The organism is Vibrio sinaloensis (assembly GCF_000808535.1).
GTDB lineage: Bacteria > Pseudomonadota > Gammaproteobacteria > Enterobacterales > Vibrionaceae > Vibrio > Vibrio sinaloensis_D.
This window is the reverse complement of sequence record NZ_JWLV01000001.1, coordinates 303115-325524: the sequence shown is the minus strand read 5'-3', so window position 1 is coordinate 325524 and position 22410 is coordinate 303115. Positions and strand designations below refer to the sequence as shown.

Here is a 22410-nt window from a genome sequence, read left to right as displayed (position 1 = left end):
TGCTTATGCATAGAGTCATCCGAAAAATGACCTGGAAGACGACACGGCGGTAATCCCGCCAAACTCCAACGCAGTTCGTGACCTTATCGGTTATTCCACCACGTTACTTTGCTAGGAGGCTCTATGCCTATCAATAAGATTCGCAACATCGCTTTTGTCGGCCAAGCAGGCTGTGGCAAAACGACACTGATTGAAAAACTACTCTTCGCTTGCCAAGAAACCACCCAATTGGGCAGTGTTGAAAAAGGCGACACGGTTACCGATTTTGACCCTCAATCCATCCAATACCAACACAGTATAGAGGCGACACCCGTTGCATTAAGTTGGCAAAAGCATCGACTCAATATTATTGACACTCCGGGACAAAACGAGCTCTTGGGTCGAACATTGAGTATATTCCCCGCCGTTGAAACCAGCGCACTGGTTATTGATCCGAAAATGCCCCTTAATCAAACCTCCGATCGCTTGTTTGAGTTTGCGCGTGAACAGGGAAAATGCCAGATGATCATCGTCAACAAGATAGACAGTGCCGAGAGTGAGCTGTCTCAGATCATGGCGTTGATTCAACAACAGTTTGGTGAGCATTGCCTGCCGATAAATTTACCCTCACAAGATTCGAACGATGTGGTGGATTGTTACTTTGCGCCTCAGACTGACCAACTTACTTTGTTTAGTGATGTAGAATCCGCCCACGAGACGTTAATCGACCAAGTGATTGAAGTTGACGAAGACTTGATGGAAATCTACCTTGAGCAAGGTTCTGCACTTACTCCAGAGCAGCTCCATGATCCATTTGAAGAGGCGCTGCGAACAGGTCATGTGATACCGGTGTGTTTTGTTTCCGCTGAGTCGGGGGCTGGGGTCGAATTGTTGCTGCAAACCTTAAGTGAAATCATGCCGATGCCCAATGAGGGTAATCCTCCATTGCTTGAGAAAGCGGGCAAGCAGATCAAAGTGAACTGTGAAACGCTAGAACACAGTGTCGCGCATGTTTACAAGGTAAGTGTCGACCCGTACTTGGGCAAACTGGCGTATATTCGGTTGTACCAAGGGGAAATTAACACTGGTTCTCAACTTTTCATTGGCGATGGCAATAAACCGTTTAAAGTCGGACACTTGTATCAGCTTCAAGGTAAAGAACGTCACGAAATATCCAAAGCGCTCGCTGGAGACTTATGTGTATTAGCTAAGGTGGATGAGTTGGAGTTTGATTCGATCGTGCATGACTCCCATGACGAAGATGGCGTCAGTTTAAAAACTCTCCACCTGCCAGATTCAATGTACTCACTGTGCCTAAAACCTATTAAGCGTGGTGATGAACAGAAGTTGTCTGATGTTTTACACAAGATTGCCAGTGAAGACCCTTCTCTGCGTATTGAACATCGCGCGAGAACAAATGAAACGATCATTAGCGGACAAGGGGAATTTCATCTTAAGGTGGCGCTAGAGAAGATGGTCAGCGTTTATAAGCTGCACGTTGAAACAAGCCAACCGAGTGTCGAATACTTTGAGACGATCACCAAACCAGCGGAAGGGCATTATCGCCACAAAAAACAAAGTGGTGGCGCGGGTCAGTTTGGGGAAGTGAAATTGACCGTTGCACCATTAGAACGAGGTGCGGGATTTAAGTTTGTCAACAAAGTGGTGGGTGGTGCCATACCAACGGCGTTGATTCCTGCGGTCGAGAAGGGGATTCGCCAGGCTCTCGAAGAAGGTGCGATATCTGGCAACCCGATCAAAGATATTGAAGTGACGGTCTTTGATGGCAAGTACCATTCGGTCGATTCTAAAGAGATCGCGTTCTTAATTGCGGGCAAAAAAGCGTTTCTTGATGCTGTGTTAAAAGCCGATCCCATCGTGTTAGAGCCGATTGTGCAGATGGAGCTGCTCATTCCGACGGCGAATGTCGGCGATGTTTCGGGTGATTTATCAGGGAATCGTGGCTTGATAGAAGGCGCAGATTCCGCAGGAAACCAATTCACACTACTAAAAGCAAAATCGCCAATCAATGAGTTACAAGATTACGCGAGACGTTTGAGAGCCTTAACGGGAGGTGAGGGGAGTTTCAGTATGACGCTTAGCCATTATGAGCCAGCACCGACGTCGGTGCAGGATAAAGTGTGCAGTGAAGCATCAGACGCTTAACTGTTCTTCGGGCTAAAAAGCAAAAACCAGCTAACATGTTAGCTGGTTTTTTTATTCAATCTTATCGTTTGTTACGGGTTTACTCTGCAGGTCTCCAGCTAAGCGCACTTGCGATAGCGCCAACGGCCAACACATCGCGCTGCTCTTGAGTCATTTCAGGTAACCACTGTACCGTTAGAACACCGTTTGTTTGAACGGCTGCGACTTCTTTGCCGTTAAGTTTGAAGCTGTAACCTAATGGGTTTTCAAGAGGCATCATTAGGTTAGAACCTGTATGAACAGTCTCTACATCGAAACGTTTACCGTTAACAACGATGTGACCTTTCTCTTTTTTCGCCGTGCCGAAATCGATCATCTTCTCTTCGCCTGCAATGGTGAAGTTGCCCACAGATTGACCTTTCGAAGTAATGTCACATGTGTAAGGAGCGTTGCCACCAAATTGCATCATGCCTACGCTAACGGAAGTGCCACCGCCAGAGCAGCTCAGAATCCAAGATTCACCGTTATCTTTACGGGTGATTTCTGCGCCCATTGAGCCATCTTTAGTCGACACTGTGTTAAACCAAGTCGATGATGAAGCATCACGAGAGTATTTACCTTCGTATAGACCACCGAGTGTAAACTCACCGTCGCCACCAAGGCCCCAAAGGTCACCGTCTGTTTTAATCAGCATCTCAGGTTGAGCTTTCACTGCCTCAGACTTGTCCATAATGGCAAGGCTACCACATGCGCTAAGACCAAGAGCAGAAAGTAAAATCACGAATTGCTTTTTCATATTAGATTCCAATTAAGTGTTTGGGGCTGCTCCTGATAAGAGCAGTGACATTGATACCTATGAAGCCGTCGTATATCTCAACACAAATGTGATGTTATTGGAGGCGGCTTATCTGGTGGGGAATAGTATTGACAGAAGAGATAATTGGCAATTATTCATCAGGATGCGTATTGGTCTAATTGTCGTGATTGTAAGTAACAAAAATGGTTTTATTACATCTCTATAACGAATTATCGACTGAATTTGATGGGTTTTGCGGTAGTTATTAACTATTTTTGATAAATCCTCTGGTTATCGCTCCTATATAGCGTGTTTCAATACGGTAAATACGTTTATGTAAGTATTTGTAAGGGGTTTAGCCATCATTTGTAAGCAAATATTCGACAATTTACTGTCTCATTAGTAAGAATGGAAATCGTAAAAATAGAGTTACAGTACGAATAAACGGCCTCAATTAATCACAATGTAAACATACTGTTTTTCCTTTGTGTTCATATGTTTTGCTAATTGATCTGTTTTGGTGATGAGTGGTGTTTGTTTTATTAATTTAAATAATTAACTATCCATTTTAAAGGAGCATCATATTGTAAGCTGTTGCATTTACAAGTGATGTTGGTCGGGTTGTGTAAGGGATTCCTTACTTAAGATATTACTGGCGTCTATGGGTTGTTTTGATACGTCTATTGTTTGCTATATACTGCGCGCAAATGTCAATGTGGGAGTATAGGTAGATGAATTCAAAGATTTTATTGATCGAGGATGATAGGGATATCTCTCAACTGACCAAAATGTACCTAACAGCAGAAGGTTACGAAGTCGAAGCGATAGAGGATGGTTCAATAGCGATTGATAAAATCCAAGAATATAAGCCAGATCTCGTGCTTTTGGATTTGATGTTGCCGGGTAAGTCGGGAGCCGAAATCTGCAATGAGGCTCGTCAGTTTTATACGGGTATGATCATGGTGTTAACGGCAGCAGAAGACGAAATGAGCGAAGTCAGTCTGTTTAAGTTCGGTGCCGATGACTATGTGACCAAGCCGGTAAGAGGTCATATTTTAGTGGCGCGCATCGAAGCTTTGATGAGGCGCTATCAAAGGCAGCAGAAATTAGAGCAAGTTAGTCACGTTTCAGATGCTCACGGCATTGTCATTAACAGTCAAAACCAAACCGCTTATTACAACCAAAAACCAATCAGCCTCACCAACTCTGAATTTGAAATCCTCCAACTCTTGATCGAAAACGCTGGCGAAACCGTCTCTCGCGAACATTGCTGTCGCCTTGCGCGAGGAATTGAGTACAACGTAAATAACCGCTCGATAGATATGCGAGTATCAGGTTTACGTAAGAAGTTGATTCAAGCCGAAGTGTTCACTGCAACGATCAAAACTATTCGCAACCAAGGCTATAAACTCGTGAGTAGCGCTGCATGCCAGTAGTTGCAAAAATGGCAAGGTCACGCTCTATGTTTACAAGTTTGTACACAGAGAGCTTGGTTGGGTTAGTGTTAACCTTTGTTGTATTTATGCATTTTGGAGCTGGATATTTACGTCAGGCAGATATTGATCTTTTTGTCGATGATGGGGTGCACCAAGCTCAGCGTTATGCAAACAGTCGTTACGAGCGACACGGGTTATATGAGCGCCTAAATCGCTTTAATGAACTCACGTTTTACGACTATACCTTGTCGCTTCTTTCTAACTGGAATGAAGAGCAATCACTGTGTGACCGATGTACTATCCATTACAGCTCACAAGGCATCAAGGTCTACATCGATGAGTATGACCTGTTTCTCACCGCGCTACCCATTCCTAACTCTGATAAACATCTTGTTATCAGGCAGATTGACGACCCTTATGTCGATGCCATTCCTTGGTACGAAGATCGTGAAATTCACTTTATTGTTGCCCTTTTTGTCACGATGAGCGTCGCTCTAGGGTTGTTTATCTATTTACCGGTGTACCGTGTGAATGCTCGCCTCAATCAACTGATCGAAACGCAAGAGCGTTTTGGTCGTGGCGAACTAAGCGTACGCTCAGAGCCCTATCAAATGTCACCGGTTAAAGAGGTGTCAGAAAGCTTCAATGAAATGGCTGAAGACATAGAGCGACGCGTAAAACAAAGTCATGTCTTCGCCCACGCGATCCCTCATGAGTTGCGAACCCCTTTAAGCAGAATCCAAATGGCCTGCGATTTAGCGAGGAGAAAAGATTGCCAAAATCGCGAGCAATTGTTCGATAACATTGACGATTACATTGAGGATATTGCGGATCTCACGTCCGATATTTTGCAGCTTTCAAAATTGAACAATCGGGTAGGTCTTAAGGATCAAACTGAAATTATTGCCATCTCGCTAAAGCAGTTTTGTCGAGACCGACTTAGCATGATCGCTGGCTGTGAAACCCGGCTACATCTCGACCCGGATATGCTCTTCGATGAGGTGTCGCTCCCTACGGCACTGGCCAAGTTGGTGTTGGATAATTTAATCAAGAATGCAGAGCGATATGGTAATGGTATTGTGGAAGTATCACTGCATGAGTACCCCACATGTTGGACTATTGATGTTGAGGACAATGGCCAAGGAATCCCAGAAGATAAACGGGAAGAGATATTTTTGGCGTTTGCTCGCTTAGATAAAAGTAGGAATGCCAATGATGGTGGTTTTGGTTTGGGGCTTGCCATCGCCAATAACGCTGCAAGGATCTTAAACTGGACGATTTCTGTCGACCAAAGTCACTTAGGTGGTGCTCGATTTACCATTATTGTCCCAAAAGAAAGCAAGCCAGTTTGACCTCTTAGAATCAGACTTATTCCAAGCTCTTTAGCGAATCACATTCTTATTTCATCACCTTCGCGCTGAACTATTTCTTTCAGCGCGAGAATTTATTTCACTCGCTTGTGATTAGTATTTAATAGTGAGTTATCGAACCTAAATTTTATCAATAAATTAAACGTAATAGTTTAATGACTAGAAAAAATGGCTTTCTATTTTTCCCATTAGTTCCATCGTTTATAAGCCAATTTGTAATGCCTTGTAAGGGGGAGGGGCTTATTATTGTTTCAACGTAATTGAATGTAAGCAACGCTATTAACTGATGAACTAATTCTAATGAATCTTTGTCATACTGCCGAACTTATTAAGTAGGGATATAACAATGAAAATGAAATTGGCTCTGTTAAGCGTTGCTATATTGGCTGGGTGTAATAATGGTGGCGGAAATTCCAAACCAACTAAACATAATGCAAAAAAATCGGTGTTTCAATCTGTGTGTAGCGAACAACTCGACCCAGGTGAACAAGCGTTAACATTCACGGTCAATGGGACAACCGCAGATTTATCCGGGACGATATGTAGTGGTTCTCCACAAGCTTTTGCTGACATGATGAATACTCACAAAAATGTATCGCTTCTCAACTTTGTCAAAATTGAAGGTTCGATTAACGATAACGCAAACTTAATTTTGGCAAGGCAGGTGAGAGCGAAGAACTTAGATTCTGTCATCAAATCATCGGGTCATATTGCGTCGGGCGGGACGGATTTGTTTGTCGCTGGCGTCAAGCGCACCATCGTTCATGGTGCAAAGATTGGCGTGCACAGTTGGTCTAATGGCGACAAACAAGCAACGGACTATCCAAAGGATTCGTTAGTGCACCAACCCTACATCGACTATTACAAAGATATGGGGTTACCAAAACCAAGTGAATTTTATTTTTTCACTATTGAACAAGCTCCAGCAGACGGTATGCACTACATGAGCGAGGGAGAGATAGAACTCTATGGGCTTGGCAAATACAATAAAGATCCGGAAACAGCATTGACGGATAATATTGATAAAATCATGCTCGCTCAAATTAGTAAGGCGACACAAATATTAAAGTCTGAGAAAGTTTGGTTCGATTATGGAAATTACTACGCGAATACGCCACTGTATATGTTGAAAGACGATGGGAAAGGTAATTCGCAAAAAGCATATTTAATTAGACCGACCAAAGTCGGGGAAGACTATCAAAAGTTAGGACACAATGAAAACTTCGGATTAGACGTCTATCGATACGATACAAATATGCATCTTGCCGCTGATAAGCTCAAGCCAGAAAATGGCGGAAATACAGCTTACGAATTTGATTACGAGTTTGAAGGTGTTAAATATTATCTTCAGCGTTACATAGATGGTGAATTTATACACACTGGCGAAACCAAGCCTTATTCAATTGCGTTAAATGTACATGAGATGTTCCATCATTATCAAAGTAAAAACGTGAAATATCCTGACTGGTATAAACAAGATATAAACAACTATCCGTTAGATGCAAAACAAATCGAACTCAAGCTGATTAGTCAGAAAATTTTCAGTGGTTTACCTGACAAGTCATTGAGTAAAGAGGCGCTGAGAAAGAAACTTAAGCAATACGTCGCGTTAACGCACAAGCAAATGGAACTTGATTCGACAGGTCTCGTGAGAAACATGGGGCTAGGTCAGGAGTTGTTTGAAGGGGGAGCGCGGTATGTTGACGTGACAACCGTCAATCATCTCGGGGATTTTGACCAGACCTTTGTGCGTGATGGATTCGATAAAGCTGAGTTTGCTGACCATGATCAGGTCAAATGGCAGTACGCATGGGGAGTATTCTACGACACGGGCGCATCGGTCTTCTGGATTTTGAATGAGCTAGGCTACGATATGAGTAAGCTGTCGACGGGAACGGCTCCTTACTATGCAGCAGAGGCATTATTGGGTTCGTTTGATAAACAAGCGGTGCTAGATGATATCTACGCGAATGAAAACGTGTCTGGCTTCGCCGCGTTGGCAAACAAATTGGCCAACTTACCCAAAAAAGAGAAGCGTTCAGCTCGCCATAGCGAACATGACACTTTCTCTACTCGTGAGGCGATGATGAGTCTTCACCATCACTAATTTAGAGACGAAAAAGACGCTACCTGGTAGCGTCTTTTTTCATGATGTTGCCAAATAAAGTATGGCAGCCTAACAATCATTTTTTTGTTCGATAGGGCAAGAAACCTCAAACACCAAATCTTCGACTTTGCTCGGAGCTAACCTTTCTTCTTGTGGAATACTGAAGCGGCAAGCCATCATGTGATTGAACATGCCCCAATGGTTAAGTAAGCATTGGTCAAAATCTTTGGTTTCGTCTCGCCACGTTTCTACCATGAACGGCGCAAGGCTTGCAGCTGAATGGGCAAACATGATCATTTGCCATTTCACTTCCCAAATCTTCACGGGTGTCTCTGGGTACTGTTCATTGTACTCGTCAGCAATACTGTTCACTAATGCCTCAATCTCGCCAGTATTGTCGATAAAATAATCAAACAAGGCGTCTTCTTGGCGTACCGCATCGGCAATGAGCTGAATGGGTTGCTTAGCAATCAGCATGTGGGCAAGTAACCGTACCGAAAAAAGATACAGCTTTACATTCGCTTTTGCGTCTTTGGGAATGTTATCGAGAATGGTATGCAGATAGTTTTCCATATACTTGTGCAAACCATCGCTTATCGCATACCAAATCTGCTCTTTGCTACCAAAGTGGTGACGAATCAAGCTGTGTGACACGCCTGCTTTATCACTGATATTTCGTAAAGAGACACGCTCATACCCCAGCTCGCAAAACAGCTCGGTAGCAACTCTCATGATTTCGCATTTTGTCTTCTCAGCGTCTTGTGCGCTACGGCGACCTTGTTTTCTTTCTACCATTTTCTCTATCAATCACTTGGGACGCGGTATTTCTACCAGAAATGGGCCGATATTTCATTAACTACGTGAGTGTTAATAGGAGCATAACAGAAATTTTTACTGCACACATGGAAAATAAATATTGAACTCAGTGATGAATTTAATATACTGCACACCTGTGCAATATGTAATTATGGGATTGGATATGATCATAAAATCGATAAATCGAAGGCAAGCAACGCATTGGTTTGCCTCGTTATTACTAGGCTCAATGCTCGTTGGTTGCAATCAAGCCAACTCTGAAATTGCCACACCGGTGATTACGCCAGTAAAGCTATGGCAAGTGCCTGAATTGAATGCGAGCGCACAGGATTCATTCATTGCAAAAATCGATGCGACCGACAGAGCGTCTTTGTCTTTCCAAGTGGCAGGAGAAATCGAATCTCTCAACGTGAAAATGGGAGCGAATGTCAGCAAAGGAGAAGTTCTGGCTTTGCTTGAACCAAATGACTACCAATTGACGTTGGATGCCAAACACGCAGAGTTTGAATTAGCCAAGACGGGGTTTGAACGCGCAAAACAGCTGTATAAGAAAAAGCTCATCAGTACCGACACTTATGACCAGTCGGAGACTCAGTACAAAGCTGCTCAGGCATCCCTAAAGCAAGCACAAGCTGATCTTAAATACACGAAGATTATTGCTCCGTTTGATGGCGTAATATCGATGACTTTCGCTAAAGAGCATCAAGTTGTAGCAGCTTCACAGCCAGTGCTCAATATCATCAATAACCAAGAGTTAGACGTTGTGTTTACCGTGCCTGTTTCATACGTTGAAGAAAACGGCTTAGAGAATATTGAGTTTTCTCCGCTGACCGTCACGATGGATAGCCGCCCCGAGCTCCACGTACCTGCTGTATTCAAAGAGATATCGACTCAACCCGATCCTGACACCAACAGCTATACAGCGACCGTGACAATGGAACGACCGAAAACGATGAATTTACTCCCAGGAATGGCCGCGCAAGTCCATGCGTCTCATTCGCGCCAATCGACAGGTCTAAGTATTGCTGACAGTGCGTGGCTTGCCCGAACTGATCAGACGGGTGAACTGTTCTTGTTCGACCAGGTGACGGAAACAATCAGCCGAGTTGATGTTCAGTTCGACTCAAATGGCAAGCTCGTGTCTGGTTTGTCTGCAGGTGACCTCATCATAGAGGCGGGTGTCGACCGTTTGGTTGAGGGACAAAGAGTAAAAGCATGGACGAAGGAAGGGGGAATTTAACATGAAGTTTTCCAAGCTAGCAGTGCTAACCCTCGCTGTTGCCACGCTGATGGGGTGCAAACCAGAGGTCGAGCATCGCAGCAAAAATGGAACGGCGGTCGAAACATTCAATGTTCAAGCGCCCATTGCAACTCAACACCGGAGTTTCAATGGTCAAGTGGTACCGGCGGAGTTGACTCCATTGGCGTTTCGTCTTGAGGGTGAAATCATCGGAATCATGGTGCAAGAAGGTGATCATGTGGAGAAGGGACAAGTGATCGCCATGTTGGATGACAGCAAGCACCGCGAAAACCTCACTGATGCTCAAGCGCGTTTTGAGCTTGCTTTAAAGCAGTTCAAACGTGGTGAAGAGTTGCATGCGAGCAAGATGATATCTAAAGCGGAACTTGATCAGCTCCAAGCTAACTATAAGTTGGCCAATGCGCATCTCGGATTAGCCCAATCTCGGATCAGTTACACGCGGCTTAAGGCACCGTTTAGCGGCGTAGTCTCGAGTGTGATCAAACAAAAACATGAAGTTATCCAGCCTGGCGAGAGCGTCGCAACGGTTTATCGACGTGATGATGTTTACGTCAAAGTGAGTGTTTCAGACTCAGTGCTCGCTATGCTGAGGCCACAGGTTGGGTCGAGAGGTTACAAACCCAAAGCGACATTTTCTGGACATGAAGGCGAGTATGAAATGCATTACTTGGAGCATACCAGTGAACTCCACCCAGAGAGTCAAACCTATGAATTTTGGCTAACAATGCCTCAAGTAGAAGATGAAATTCTACCTGGCACGGGCGCTAAGATTGCTGTGGACCTAATGGAGGCTGGACTGCAAATGTCTCAGGCTTATCAACTGCCGATAACCGCTATCGAAGCGGGAGATCAACAGCGTGAATTCTACGTGTGGAAACTTGAAAACAATAGAGTACACCGACATCAAATCACGGTTGATCAGATCAATGGCAAAGGCGCTGTTGTGCTCGATGGCATTAAGCGAGGGGACGTGCTGGTTAATTCGAGCCTACGGAAGCTCCGTGAAGGAATGGAAATAAAAGGAGCGCAGCTGTGAATATTGCTGAGTATTCAATCAAAAATAAAGTCATTAGTTGGCTGTTTCTCGTCATCCTTGCGATTGGTGGATACACCTCATTTATGGACTTAGGTCGCCTAGAAGATCCGGCATTCACCATCAAAGACGCGATGATCATATCGACCTATTCGGGGGCAACCTCCCAAGAAGTTGAAGAGGAGCTAACTTACCCGTTAGAAAAAGAGATCCGCAAGCTCCCTTATGTAGACCGAATTACCTCGACTTCATCCAATGGAATGTCTCAAATCATGGTCAGTATGGAAATGGAATATGGACCGGATGAGCTCCCTCAAATATGGGATGAAATGCGTCGTAAGATAAACGATCTCCGGCCTAATTTGCCCAGCGGTGTGAACTCAATTCAAATCTTAGATGACTTTGGCGACGTGTACGGCATCATGCTGATGCTCACCGGCGAAGGATACGACTATATTGAGTTGAAACGATACGCTGACTACCTAAGCCGAGAGCTAGAACTGGTCGATGGTGTGGGTAAAGTTGCCATCGCAGGAGACCAACAAGAGCAGTTATTTGTTGAGATTTCATTGGAGAGATTGGCGGCATTAAACCTCGACATGAATACGGTCGTGGGGCTGCTGACACAGCAAAACAGCGTCCAATCTGCGGGCGAAGTGATGGTGAACGGTGAGTCGCTCACGATCCGCCCCAATGGCACAATGAATTCGGAGCAGCAGCTTCAAGACCTAATCATTCATGGTAGAGATACTGGTAATCTAATTCGACTTAAAGACGTTGCAACCATATCACGCGGGATTCAGGAGAAGCCGTCCAATATTGTCACTTATAACGGTAAGCCTGCGATAAACCTCGCGGTTTCCTTTGGTGCTGGGGTCAATGTTGTTGAAGTCGGAAAGAGCTTAGAGGCTAAAATCGCAAGCCTTGAAAACATCAAACCTGCTGGCGTCGAAATCAATTACTTCTACAATCAATCTGCAGAAGTTGACAAATCAGTCGATGACTTCATTGTGAGTTTAGGTCAAGCCGTTGGGATTGTGATCATCGTGCTACTGTTCGCGATGGGACTGCGCAGTGGCATTATCATCGGTGTCGTTTTGCTACTTACGGTATTTGGTACCTTCATCATGATGAAACAAAATGATGTCGAATTGCACCGGATATCGTTGGGTGCTTTGATCATCGCATTAGGGATGCTGGTCGACAACGCGATTGTGGTCGTAGAGGGGATACTGGTTGGCCTTAAAAAGGGAAAAACCAAACTTCAGGCTGCGGTTGATATCGTCAAGCAGACTCAGTGGCCTTTGCTTGGTGCTACCGTCATCGCGATTACCGCATTTGCCCCTATTGGGTTGTCTGAAGACGCGACGGGTGAGTTTATGGGCTCACTGTTTTGGGTACTGTGCTATTCGCTATTTCTAAGTTGGATCACTGCCCTAACGCTTACGCCTTTCCTCGCGAATCTGTTACTCAAAGAAGAAAAGCAACAGAGCAATGTTGAGGTCGACCCCTATAAAGGTATGTTATTTACTATCTTTGGATCCATCCTCAAGCTAGCCCTGCGTTTCCGTTGGTTGACCGTCGCGAGTATGGTGGGCTTACTTGTGGCTGCTGTAATTGGATTTGGCGCGGTGAAGCAGTCGTTCTTTCCACCGTCAAATACCCCTATGTTTTATGTCGACGTGTGGATGCCTGAAGGGACGGATATCCGCCAAACATTGGCTGAGACTCAGAAAGTAGAGCAGTTCATCCGCGCGAAAGACAACGTTGATTTTGTTACTACCACGACTGGACAGGGTTTGCAGCGGTTCGCCTTAACCTACCAACCAGAAAAAAGCTATGAGGCGTATTCCCAAATTCAAGTGAGAACACATGACCGTGACGCCATGTTTGTGCTGCTTGAAGAGTTGGATTCCGAGCTTTCAGCTGAGTTTGTGCAGCCGACATTCCAGTTCAAACTGATGGAATTTGGCCCTTCTCCGGCATCAAAAATCGAGGCAAGAATTACTGGCGCCGATCCCCAAGTGTTACGCAATATCGCTGTTGAAATCGAGGATATTCTAAATGCTGATCCAGGCGCTCGAAACGTACGTCATGATTGGCGTGAAAGAACCAAAGAGTTGGTACCGCAATTCAATGAATCAAAGGCAAGACGTTTAGGCATCTCAAAACAAGAGGTTTCAGAAACATTGAAAATGGCATTTGGCGGAACGCCAATCGGCCTTCTTCGAGATGGAACAACGATGCTGCCAATCATTGCTCGTTTACCAGAGCAAGAGCGAGTGGACTTTGAATCTATCGCTAACGTTAAGATTTGGAGTCCATCATTACAGACGTATATCCCCGTAGAGCAGGTGATTGATGGTGTTCAGCTTGAGTGGCAAGAGCCGTTGATTCAGCGCCGTGATCGAAAAAGAACTTTGACCGTTCTTGCCGATCATGACGTATTAGGAGATGAAACGGCAGCGAGTTTGTTCTCTCGTATTCGCCCTCAGGTAGAGGCACTCCCTTTACCGGAAGGTTATCAAATCTCATGGGGAGGAGAGTACGAATCATCCAAGGATGCTCAACAGGCATTGTTTGGCTCTCTTCCAATGGGATACTTACTGATGTTTATCATCACCATGCTGTTGTTTAACTCGTTAAGAAAACCATTAGTAATTTGGTTGACTGTGCCGTTGTCGGTGATTGGTGTGTCAATTGGTTTACTCGCGACCGATATGCCGTTTAGCTTCACCGCATTTTTGGGTCTATTAAGCCTAAGTGGGATGATATTGAAAAACGGAATCGTACTATTGGATCAAATTAACATCGAGCTAGAGACAGGCAAAGACCCTTACTTAGCGGTATTTGATAGCGCGATTTCAAGAGTTAGGCCAGTCAGTATGGCAGCACTCACAACGATTTTAGGCATGATACCGTTGGTATTTGATGCTTTCTTTGGCTCTATGGCGATAACGATCATGGCTGGGCTTGGTTTTGCCACCGTATTAACCCTAATTGTCGTGCCTGTCCTGTTTGCCATATTTTATCGAATCAACCCATCCACTGCCGGATAAATTCATGGAATGAATACCGATTCGTATTAAGCCAGCCCAGTCATTGACTGGGCTTTTTTATAATAACGACTTATTTTTCTCTTAGACCAAAGTATTAATAGGTTGAGTAAAACAATAAATAAGTTGATTCAGTTACTTAATCATAGAAATCATTCATTAATAACAAAACTCGCAGTTAACTCTGATACCAAGGTAGATATAGCTAATGACAAAAATGTAATGAATTCCACTTTGAATAGCTCATGAGAATAGGATGTGATAAATCAGCAGTCTGTTTTATGAAAATGCTCAAATTTGAGAAAAAAGGCGAAAAAACAGTAATTTAGAAACTACTGATAAAAGTGCTTTTATGAGTTAGTTTTTGAAAAACAATGACTTAGGAAAGGTTAACAACTATATAACATTTCATTCCTTATGAGACTTTGTTCAACTTTATGCATTTAATTTAAGAAATTATTTGAACTGTCATATTTTCGGTTTAGCTTTAATAAATAGAACGAGAGCGGGAAGTCTCTCCAATAATATTAATAACAACGTTGGTTGGTGCTATTTCTTAGCATCAAACGATAACCAAAACTTACTGTTAAAATTGCTGTTAAGAATGGAGTCTCTTAATGAAAAAAATCGCTTTGATCACTGGATCAAAAGGCGGAATCGGTTCTGCTATTTCCTCTCAACTTGTTGACGATGGCTATCGAGTCATTGCCACTTATTTCACCGGAAAATATGAGTGTGCTAAAAAGTGGTTTGACGAAAAAGGCTTTACATTAGAACAAGTGCGACTGTTCGAATTAGATGTCACGGACACAGCCCAGTGTGCTGAGCGACTAGCAACGCTCCTTCAAGAAGAAGGTACGATTGATGTTGTCGTCAACAACGCGGGTATTACACGCGATGGCGTTTTCAAAAAGATGACAGCAGACGCATGGAAAGAGGTGATCGAAACGAACCTCAATAGTTTATTTAACGTCACTCAACCCGTTTTCGCTGCAATGTGTGAAAAGGGCGGTGGTCGTGTCATCAATATCTCTTCAGTGAATGGTCTTAAAGGTCAGTTTGGTCAAACAAACTACTCGGCAGCAAAAGCAGGGATGATTGGCTTTTCAAAAGCGCTGGCTGCCGAAGGGGCACGAAGTGGCGTGACAGTTAATGTTATCGCCCCAGGCTACACGGGCACCCCAATGGTTGAGCAGATGAAACCTGAAGTCCTTGACTCAATCAAAGCGCAAATCCCGATGCAACGCCTTGCGACCCCCGAGGAAATTGCTAAGTCGGTTTCTTTCTTAGTCAGTGATGCTGCAGCCTACATTACGGGTGAAACCTTGTCCGTCAATGGCGGCTTGTACATGCACTAAGGAGTTGAACATGGAAAAAGTATACATCGTTTCGGCGAAGCGCACTCCGATCGGAAATTTTGGTGGCACGTTGAAAGACATCAGTGCCGGAAATCTTGCTTCAATCGCTATCAAAGCGGCGCTAAATGAAGCCAATGTTAACCCTGATGTCATCGACGAAGTGATTGTTGGCAACGTGATTGGCGCGGGGCAAGGCATGAGCGTTGGCCGTCAAGCATCAATTTATGCGGGCATTCCTGAAACCGTTCCAGCCTACACACTAAACATGGTGTGTGGCAGTGGAATGAAGACCGTCATGGATGCCGCGAGCCACATCAAAGCTGGTGACGCTTCTGTAGTGGTTGCGGCGGGTGTGGAAGTCATGTCGCAAATCCCTTTTACCGTATCCGGCAATATTCGCGACGGCCACAAAATGGGCAACATGGCGCTAACAGACTTGCTGATTAATGATGGCTTAACCGATGTGTTTAACCAATATCACATGGGTGTGACGGCAGAAAACATCGCTAAGCAAGTGGGGATCTCGCGAGAGCAACAAGACGAATATGCCTTAGCGAGCCAAATGAAAGCCGTAGCCGCGATTGAGGCGGGTAAGTTTAAAGATGAGATTGTTGCCGTTGACGTGAAAAAACGCCGCGAAACCATCGTCTTTGATACGGATGAATACCCGAAAGCGACGGCGACCTTAAGTGGATTAGAAAAACTGCGTCCTGCATTTGACAAAGAAGGGTCAGTGACCGCGGGCAACGCGTCAGGAATCAATGATGGCGCAAGCGCGGTTGTACTTGCGAGTGAGTCGGCAGTGAAAGATCTGGGCTTGCAACCTATCGCAGAGTTGGTGAGCTACGCGCAATCTGGTCTTGATCCAAAGATTATGGGATTAGGTCCTGTTGAAGCGGTATCGAGTGCTTTGCTGAAAGCAGACTTAACCACTGATGATATCGACTTGTACGAACTGAATGAAGCGTTTGCGGCACAAGCGCTCGGGGTTATTCATCAATTGGCAGACGAGCAAAATGTCTCTATCTCATCCATCTTGGATAAAGCCAATGTTAACGGTGGCGCTATCGCGTTAGGTCATCCACTGGGGGCATCAGGCAACAGAATACTGGTTTCGCTTATTCACGAACTTAACCGAAGTAAAGGCAATTATGGTGTCGCTTCACTTTGCGTTGGTGGTGGAATGGGCACTGCTGTTGTAATTAAATCAATTGCTTAACGCTACTAGTTAAGTGGACTGAATTCGTAATTAAATGGAATTAACTCAGGAGTAATACTCATGTATACCGATTTTTTCAAAACGTTTACCGATCAAACAGAAAAAGGCTTGGAGCCATACATCAAGTTCAACAAGCTTGTGACTAAGAATGTTGAAGTGTTAACAGAGCTTCAATTGAATGCGATTCGCACATACAGCGAAATGGGTCTAACGCAGATGAAAGCAGCGAGCGAAGTGAAAGATGTTACCTCACTGACTGCTTTTAACGGTCAGCAACTGAACACGCTGACTAAACTTTCTCAGCAAATGATCGATGACAGCAACAAGCTACAATCTATCGCTAAAGAGTTCAAAGAAGATGTTGAGCAACTCACAACGGAAAACCTTAAGACAGTGACTCCTGCATAACACTGTGATTTATTGCCGCCTTTAATGGCGGCTTTTTTCCGATCTTAGGAGTAATACTATGTATCAAAACTTCTTTTCGGACTACCTTGTTAAGCTCCAAGAAACCAATCAAAAGTGGTGGGAAGATCTAGAACAGAGCAGGGCAGCCGTAAACTCTCCCCTCAATAAAGCGATGCAGGAAGTCAATTTCGAAGATACGGCCAAATTATTTGAAAGCGCCGCCAATCAACCTGCTGCGCTCTTACAAATTCAAGCCGACTGGTGGCAGCAACAGCTTCAGATATGGCAAAACGTAGCGCTCGCGGGCAACACGAATGATGTAGTAACGCCTGAGCGTGGTGACAAACGTTTTTCAAATGAAGAATGGCAGCAAGATGTGTTTTCTAACTTTATTAAGCAGTCCTATTTGTTGTTTAGTAAAACGTATCTGCAAACCATTGATAGCATTGAAGGGCTAGATGAGAAAGCCAAAGAACGTATCAGCTTCTTTTCTCGTCAAGCGATCAATGCCTTGTCGCCAAGCAACTTTATCGCGACCAATCCAGAGCTGCTTAAGCTAACCTTGGAACAGAATGGTGAGAACCTATTAACAGGGTTAGACCAACTTAAAGCAGATTTAGAATCGAGTGCGGATATTCTCAAAATTCGCATGACGAACAATAACGCGTTCAGACTAGGCGACGATGTTGCGAACACTGCAGGTGATGTCGTTTATAAGAATGAGCTGTTTGAATTAATTCAATACAAGCCTCTTACTGAAACGGTCAATGCGGTCCCGCTGTTGATTGTCCCTCCTTTTATCAACAAGTACTACATCCTTGATCTTAGAGAAAAGAACTCAATGGTTCGTTGGCTCCTAGAGCAAGGGCACTCCGTATTCATGATCTCTTGGCGCAACCCAGGTGCTGAGCAACGCGACGTTGAGTTCGGTGATTATGTTACCGAAGGTGTAGCAAAAGCGGTCTCGGCTATTGAATCTATCACTGGCCAAGAGCAAATTAACGCTGCAGGTTACTGTATTGGTGGAACGGTGTTGGCAAGTACAGTGGCATATTATGCTGCGAAGAGAATGAAGAAACGCATCAAAAGTGCGACCTTCTTTACGACCTTGCTCGATTTCGCACAGCCTGGAGAAGTGGGCGCGTACATCAATGAAACCATTATCGATGCCATCACGCAGCAAAATGATGCCAAAGGGTATATGGATGGTCGCTCATTGAGTGTTACCTTCAGTTTGCTCAGAGAGAATAGCCTGTACTGGAACTACTATGTGGACAATTACCTAAAAGGAAACAGTCCGGTAGATTTCGACCTGTTGTACTGGAATAGTGACAGTACAAACGTGTCTGCAGCAAGCCACAACTTCTTACTACGAGAGTTGTATCTTCACAACAAGTTGGTGCAAGACAAAGGGGTTAAGATTGGAGGGGTATGGATTGACCTCAATAAAATTAAGATTCCGAGCTACTTTGTGTCAACCAAAGAAGACCACATCGCACTATGGCAAGGCACGTATCGAGGCGCGTTGAACGTAGGTGGTAATAAAACGTTTGTTCTTGGTGAGTCTGGACATATTGCTGGTATCGTCAATCATCCTGCTAAGGGTAAGTACGGTTACTGGACGAACGATAATCTCGATGACAGCGCAGACGAATGGTACAGCAACGCCCAGCACACGGAAGGGTCTTGGTGGACACATTGGAACCAATGGTTGTTAAGTTTTAATCCGGAAGAACAGGTTGAACCCTTCCCTATAGGCAATGAGGATTTCCCGGTCATTGATACCGCCCCAGGCCAATACGTCAAGCAAGTACTCCCTATTCAAAGCTAACGTAATCACTCTTCCCCTAACTGTGTTAGGGGATTTTTTTATCTATCCTTTTGTAACTCTTCTATTTCTCACTTGTGTGAGTTACGAACTTTTATTTTGTTTGTAAACTGATTGTGATTTTGTTTAATTGGTATGAATCGACCGCATGGAGGGGCAAGAATGAAGACAATCGGTGTCATTGGCGGCATGAGTTGGGAATCGACGGTCACTTACTATCAGGGACTTAACCAAGGGATCAAAGAGAGACTAGGTGGCCACAACTCTGCCAAGGTCCTGATCAATAGTGTCAATTTCGCTGAGATTGAACAAATGCAGCGTGATGGTGCATGGGACAGCGCGGCAGTTGTACTCTGCAAGGCCGCCCAATCATTAGAAAAAGCGGGCGCAGATTTCATTCTTATTGCCACCAACACAATGCATAAACTAGCAGGTCAAATTGAAGAGTCGATATCGATTCCTCTTCTGCATATTGCCGATGCAACAGGGCACGAGTTGACACGTCGAGGTATCAGCAAAGTTGGGCTGCTCGGCACCGCATTTACAATGGAAGAGGATTTCTACAAGCAGCGAATTACCAATAAATTTGGCATCGAGGTGATCGTACCAAATGGCGTACAAAGAAAGCTAGTTCACGATGTGATTTACGACGAGCTGTGCCAAGGAAAGCTCAATAGACGTTCGAAACATGATTATCAAACCATCATTGAAGAGCTTGCAATGAATGGCGCACAAGGGGTGATACTGGGTTGTACTGAGATTGGTTTATTGGTCAATCAAACTGATACCGAAATCGCCTTGTTTGATACGGCAGAAATACATGTACAGGAAGCGATAAAAGAGGCATTGAATGAATCGTAATGTTTGGCTTTTATCGATTTGCCAAGCGTTACTAATGACAGGCAATATACTTCTTATCTCTGTCGTCGGGCTTGTTGGTAAGGCGCTAGCGCCAGACTCTAGCTTGATCACCTTACCCGTGGCGATGCAGTTTTTAGGGCTGATGTCCGCGACCATTCCCGCCTCTCTCATTATGGGTAAACTTGGGCGTAAAATTGGTTTCAGTCTTGGCAACGTCATTGGTATCAGCGGTGCGTCAGTCTCCACTTATGCGCTGGCCACGCAGCAGTTTCCGTTGTTTTGTGTGGGCACTTTTTTACTCGGGATCGGAATAGGGTTTGGCACGCTCTACCGATTTGCTGCTATCGAGGTGTGTGATGAGAGCGCGCGTCATCGAGCTATCTCTATTTCCATGGCTGGTGGGGTTATTGCGGCGATACTCGGCCCTAATCTCGCGGTTTACGCTCAGCAATGGTCAAACGATGGTCTTTATGTCGGAGCCTTTTTAGCGTTGATTGTTTTGAACATTATGGCGTTGTGTCTATTGCAAACGATACGCTTTCCAAAGCAAAACCTTGCCTCTGTTAAAGTAAACGCAGACCCGCTTAAAACGATTGTTGCTGCACCAAACTTTATGCTGGCGGTGTTTGCTGCGATGGTTGCCTACGCCGTTATGAATATCTTAATGACAGCCACCCCTCTAGCAATGATTGGTTGCGGTTTTGAATTTGATAAGGCGGCAGGTGTTATTGAGTGGCATGTGTTAGGAATGTTTGTCCCTGCATTTTTTACCGGTCGGTTGATTGAACGATTTGGCCCCCGAAACATGATCCTTGCTGGTGGCGTGCTGTTCGTTCTTTGTATTGCTGTCAATATACATGGCCAGTCCATTTGGCACTTTTCAAGCGCTCTTGTGCTGTTAGGAGTAGGGTGGAACTTTATGTTTATCGCAGCGACGGGATTGTTTAGCCAATCTTACTTGCCTCATAACAAATCAAAAGCACAAGCATTTAATGAGTTCTTCGTGTTTAGCTGCGTTACAATCACAGCTTTATTATCGGGTTGGTTGGAGTCAACGGTCGGATGGGAGGCGATGAACATCTACGTTCTACCGTTTGTTGTGGCCGTCATCGGAATGTTTGGTTTTTCAAACCACAAATCGAAAAGCGTAGCGGCTTAGCAGCTCGTTAAGGCAAAGAGGTAGAGTTGATTACTCTACCTCTTAGTCTATATCGATATTGTTCTATCTACTTAGAATGGAAACTGTGAAAACTGCTCGGCGATGATATTATCAGCAATGTATTTGTGAGCAGCAGTCGTTGGATGTGTAACTCCCCAAAATACATATTTATCTGAACCATAGAGTGCACACTCATTGGTAAAACTGTGGCTGTACAGATAGTCAGCCGCAGAGCTACGGTTGATGTTTAAACACGCATCAGTGGCATTTTCAAACCCATGCTGTTGTGGATGACTTGTCATAGACTCGAATAGAGAATATGCGTCATACAAGGCAATGTTCATCCCTTGCTGCTTGTAAAGCTCCGCTTGCTCTGTAACGAACTGATTGAATTCGACAATTTTAGCGCGAACCTTTTCGATTTCTTCTGGCGTTGAATACTTAAATTGAGGCGCTTTCGTCGCATCTGGCAGGGTAAGCATGATTAAGTGATTTGCTCCTGCATCTTTCAGGCGAATCAGCGAACTGCTCAGGTCGGCTTTGACGTCAGACACCTCACGGTTGTAGTTCATAAAGTCGTTTAGCCCGAACTCCAACGTGAACAGCGTTTGTGAAGGATCGTAATTCTTTGCCATTTTCATGTAAGTCAAATAAGAGGTGACTTGGTCGTAGATGCCGGTCAGTGCAACGTATTGATTGGTTCCTGCTGCGCCTCCTACTGCCCAGTTATAGAGTGGTAAGCTTTTCTCTTTGGCTAAATATTCCGTCCAAACAAATCCATTACTAAAGTGGCCCAAGAACCATGAGTTTCTATTTGGGAATACCCATTGTGAACCGTTGAAAAGATTTCCTGTATCGGAAAGGCTATCGCCAAACGCTACAACGCGGTTAATTGTCGCGGTTGGAGCGTTGTCGTTTGTCCAAATAGAATGGTTGTACGAGAAACGATTGTCTGACGCATAGTACAACATATCTGCGGTATCGTGATCGACTGCGAGTGTTTCTTTACAACGTTGTGCTATCTCATTTTGTGGTGTTGCTGTATAGAACATATTTTTAAAAGAGACAGAAGACCACCAGTAGCCATCGATAGTGTAATAACTGCCATCTTCATTTAACGCCCATTCCCAAGTTGATGCCGGATCGTCGTGTGTCTGTGCTGGTCGATACCAACATTTAACGTAAGTGTATGTTTGGTTATCTTGCACTGACTGGCTGTAAGCCGCTGTGACGGCTTCGGGTGTTGTTGGGAGCGTGTCGGCCAATGCTGGCAGTGCCGCGAAAATACTAGCCAATAGAAGGGTATGTTTCATAACGTTCTCTTTCTTGTTGTTAGAGCTAAAACTCCACTAAAGATATCACGAGAGAATAAATAAAATAAAAATATAGCGGCAGTGAATGATTGATTTATTGAATAAAGATCAAATTCTAAATAATTAGAAAATGCTAAATTAGACTATGGAATATAAATACTATAAGTATAAGTGTTGCTACTTTGCTGATTTGGAATAGGTTATATTTAAGAGAAATACGACTTGTTACTATGCTCAAAAAGTGGCTTATTTTGTTGGTTTTTTT

General features: G+C 44.3%; 16 protein-coding genes. 13 read left to right on the top strand and 3 right to left on the bottom strand.

Translation table 11 applies throughout. The annotated features are described in order from the left end of the window. Window positions 1-123: 123 nt before the first annotated feature. Window positions 124-2145, top strand: a complete 2022-nt coding sequence (fusA, locus tag RJ47_RS01475; protein ID WP_039480728.1) for an elongation factor G — start codon at window positions 124-126, stop codon at window positions 2143-2145. A 79-nt stretch (window positions 2146-2224) separates the two neighbouring features. Here the strand turns inward: fusA and RJ47_RS01470 are convergent, their stop codons facing one another. Further along, on the bottom strand, window positions 2225-2920 hold the full coding sequence (locus RJ47_RS01470; protein ID WP_038136635.1) for a hypothetical protein: 696 nt from the start codon (window positions 2918-2920) through the stop codon (window positions 2225-2227). A 731-nt stretch (window positions 2921-3651) separates the two neighbouring features. Between RJ47_RS01470 and RJ47_RS01460 the strand changes: the two genes are divergently transcribed. From RJ47_RS01460 to RJ47_RS20745, 3 genes are all read left to right on the top strand, one after another. Next, window positions 3652-4356, top strand: coding sequence for a response regulator transcription factor (locus RJ47_RS01460; protein WP_005474552.1), 705 nt, complete (start codon window positions 3652-3654; stop codon window positions 4354-4356). Window positions 4357-4382: 26 nt separating this feature from the next. Then, the gene (locus RJ47_RS01455; protein ID WP_052237890.1) at window positions 4383-5708 is read left to right on the top strand and encodes a sensor histidine kinase; all 1326 of its coding nucleotides are present in this window, start codon (window positions 4383-4385) and stop codon (window positions 5706-5708) included. Between the two features lie 364 nt (window positions 5709-6072). After that, entirely contained in the window at window positions 6073-7833 is a 1761-nt protein-coding gene (locus RJ47_RS20745; RefSeq protein WP_072036308.1) for a hypothetical protein, read from the top strand. Between the two features lie 69 nt (window positions 7834-7902). Here the strand turns inward: RJ47_RS20745 and RJ47_RS01445 are convergent, their stop codons facing one another. After that, window positions 7903-8628: a TetR/AcrR family transcriptional regulator gene (locus tag RJ47_RS01445; protein ID WP_039480722.1), complete on the bottom strand. Its 726-nt coding sequence runs from the start codon at window positions 8626-8628 to the stop codon at window positions 7903-7905. Between the two features lie 184 nt (window positions 8629-8812). Here RJ47_RS01445 and RJ47_RS01440 point away from each other — a divergent pair, with 184 nt between their 5' ends. The 9 genes from RJ47_RS01440 (at window position 8813) to RJ47_RS01400 (ending at window position 20832) form a co-directional block, all read left to right on the top strand. Continuing rightward, on the top strand, window positions 8813-9889 hold the full coding sequence (locus RJ47_RS01440; protein WP_052237889.1) for an efflux RND transporter periplasmic adaptor subunit: 1077 nt from the start codon (window positions 8813-8815) through the stop codon (window positions 9887-9889). Between the two features lies 1 nt (window position 9890). After that, entirely contained in the window at window positions 9891-10946 is a 1056-nt protein-coding gene (locus RJ47_RS01435; RefSeq protein WP_039480720.1) for an efflux RND transporter periplasmic adaptor subunit, read from the top strand. Then, window positions 10943-14002 (top strand): efflux RND transporter permease subunit, encoded by a 3060-nt coding sequence (locus tag RJ47_RS01430; RefSeq protein WP_039480719.1) that lies wholly within the window; start codon window positions 10943-10945, stop codon window positions 14000-14002. Before RJ47_RS01435 ends, RJ47_RS01430 begins: the two co-directional genes overlap by 4 nt. 614 nt (window positions 14003-14616) lie before the next feature. Next, window positions 14617-15357 carry an SDR family oxidoreductase gene (locus tag RJ47_RS01425; RefSeq protein ID WP_039480716.1) on the top strand — a complete coding sequence of 247 codons (741 nt, stop codon included), beginning with the start codon at window positions 14617-14619 and terminating at the stop codon, window positions 15355-15357. Window positions 15358-15367: 10 nt separating this feature from the next. Then, window positions 15368-16576 carry an acetyl-CoA C-acetyltransferase gene (locus RJ47_RS01420; protein WP_039473902.1) on the top strand — a complete coding sequence of 403 codons (1209 nt, stop codon included), beginning with the start codon at window positions 15368-15370 and terminating at the stop codon, window positions 16574-16576. A gap of 60 nt (window positions 16577-16636) precedes the next feature. After that, complete coding sequence (locus RJ47_RS01415) at window positions 16637-16984, top strand: phasin family protein (RefSeq protein ID WP_005474523.1); 348 nt, start codon at window positions 16637-16639, stop codon at window positions 16982-16984. 58 nt (window positions 16985-17042) lie between these two features. Further along, complete coding sequence (gene phaC / locus RJ47_RS01410; RefSeq protein ID WP_039480714.1) at window positions 17043-18815, top strand: class I poly(R)-hydroxyalkanoic acid synthase; 1773 nt, start codon at window positions 17043-17045, stop codon at window positions 18813-18815. Between the two features lie 159 nt (window positions 18816-18974). Beyond that, window positions 18975-19673, top strand: coding sequence for an aspartate/glutamate racemase family protein (locus RJ47_RS01405; RefSeq protein WP_005474534.1), 699 nt, complete (start codon window positions 18975-18977; stop codon window positions 19671-19673). Further along, complete coding sequence (locus RJ47_RS01400; RefSeq protein WP_039480711.1) at window positions 19663-20832, top strand: MFS transporter; 1170 nt, start codon at window positions 19663-19665, stop codon at window positions 20830-20832. Before RJ47_RS01405 ends, RJ47_RS01400 begins: the two co-directional genes overlap by 11 nt. A gap of 71 nt (window positions 20833-20903) precedes the next feature. Here RJ47_RS01400 and RJ47_RS01395 read toward each other — a convergent pair whose 3' ends face one another. Further along, window positions 20904-22145, bottom strand: coding sequence for an SGNH/GDSL hydrolase family protein (locus RJ47_RS01395; protein WP_039480708.1), 1242 nt, complete (start codon window positions 22143-22145; stop codon window positions 20904-20906). Window positions 22146-22410: the final 265 nt, after the last annotated feature.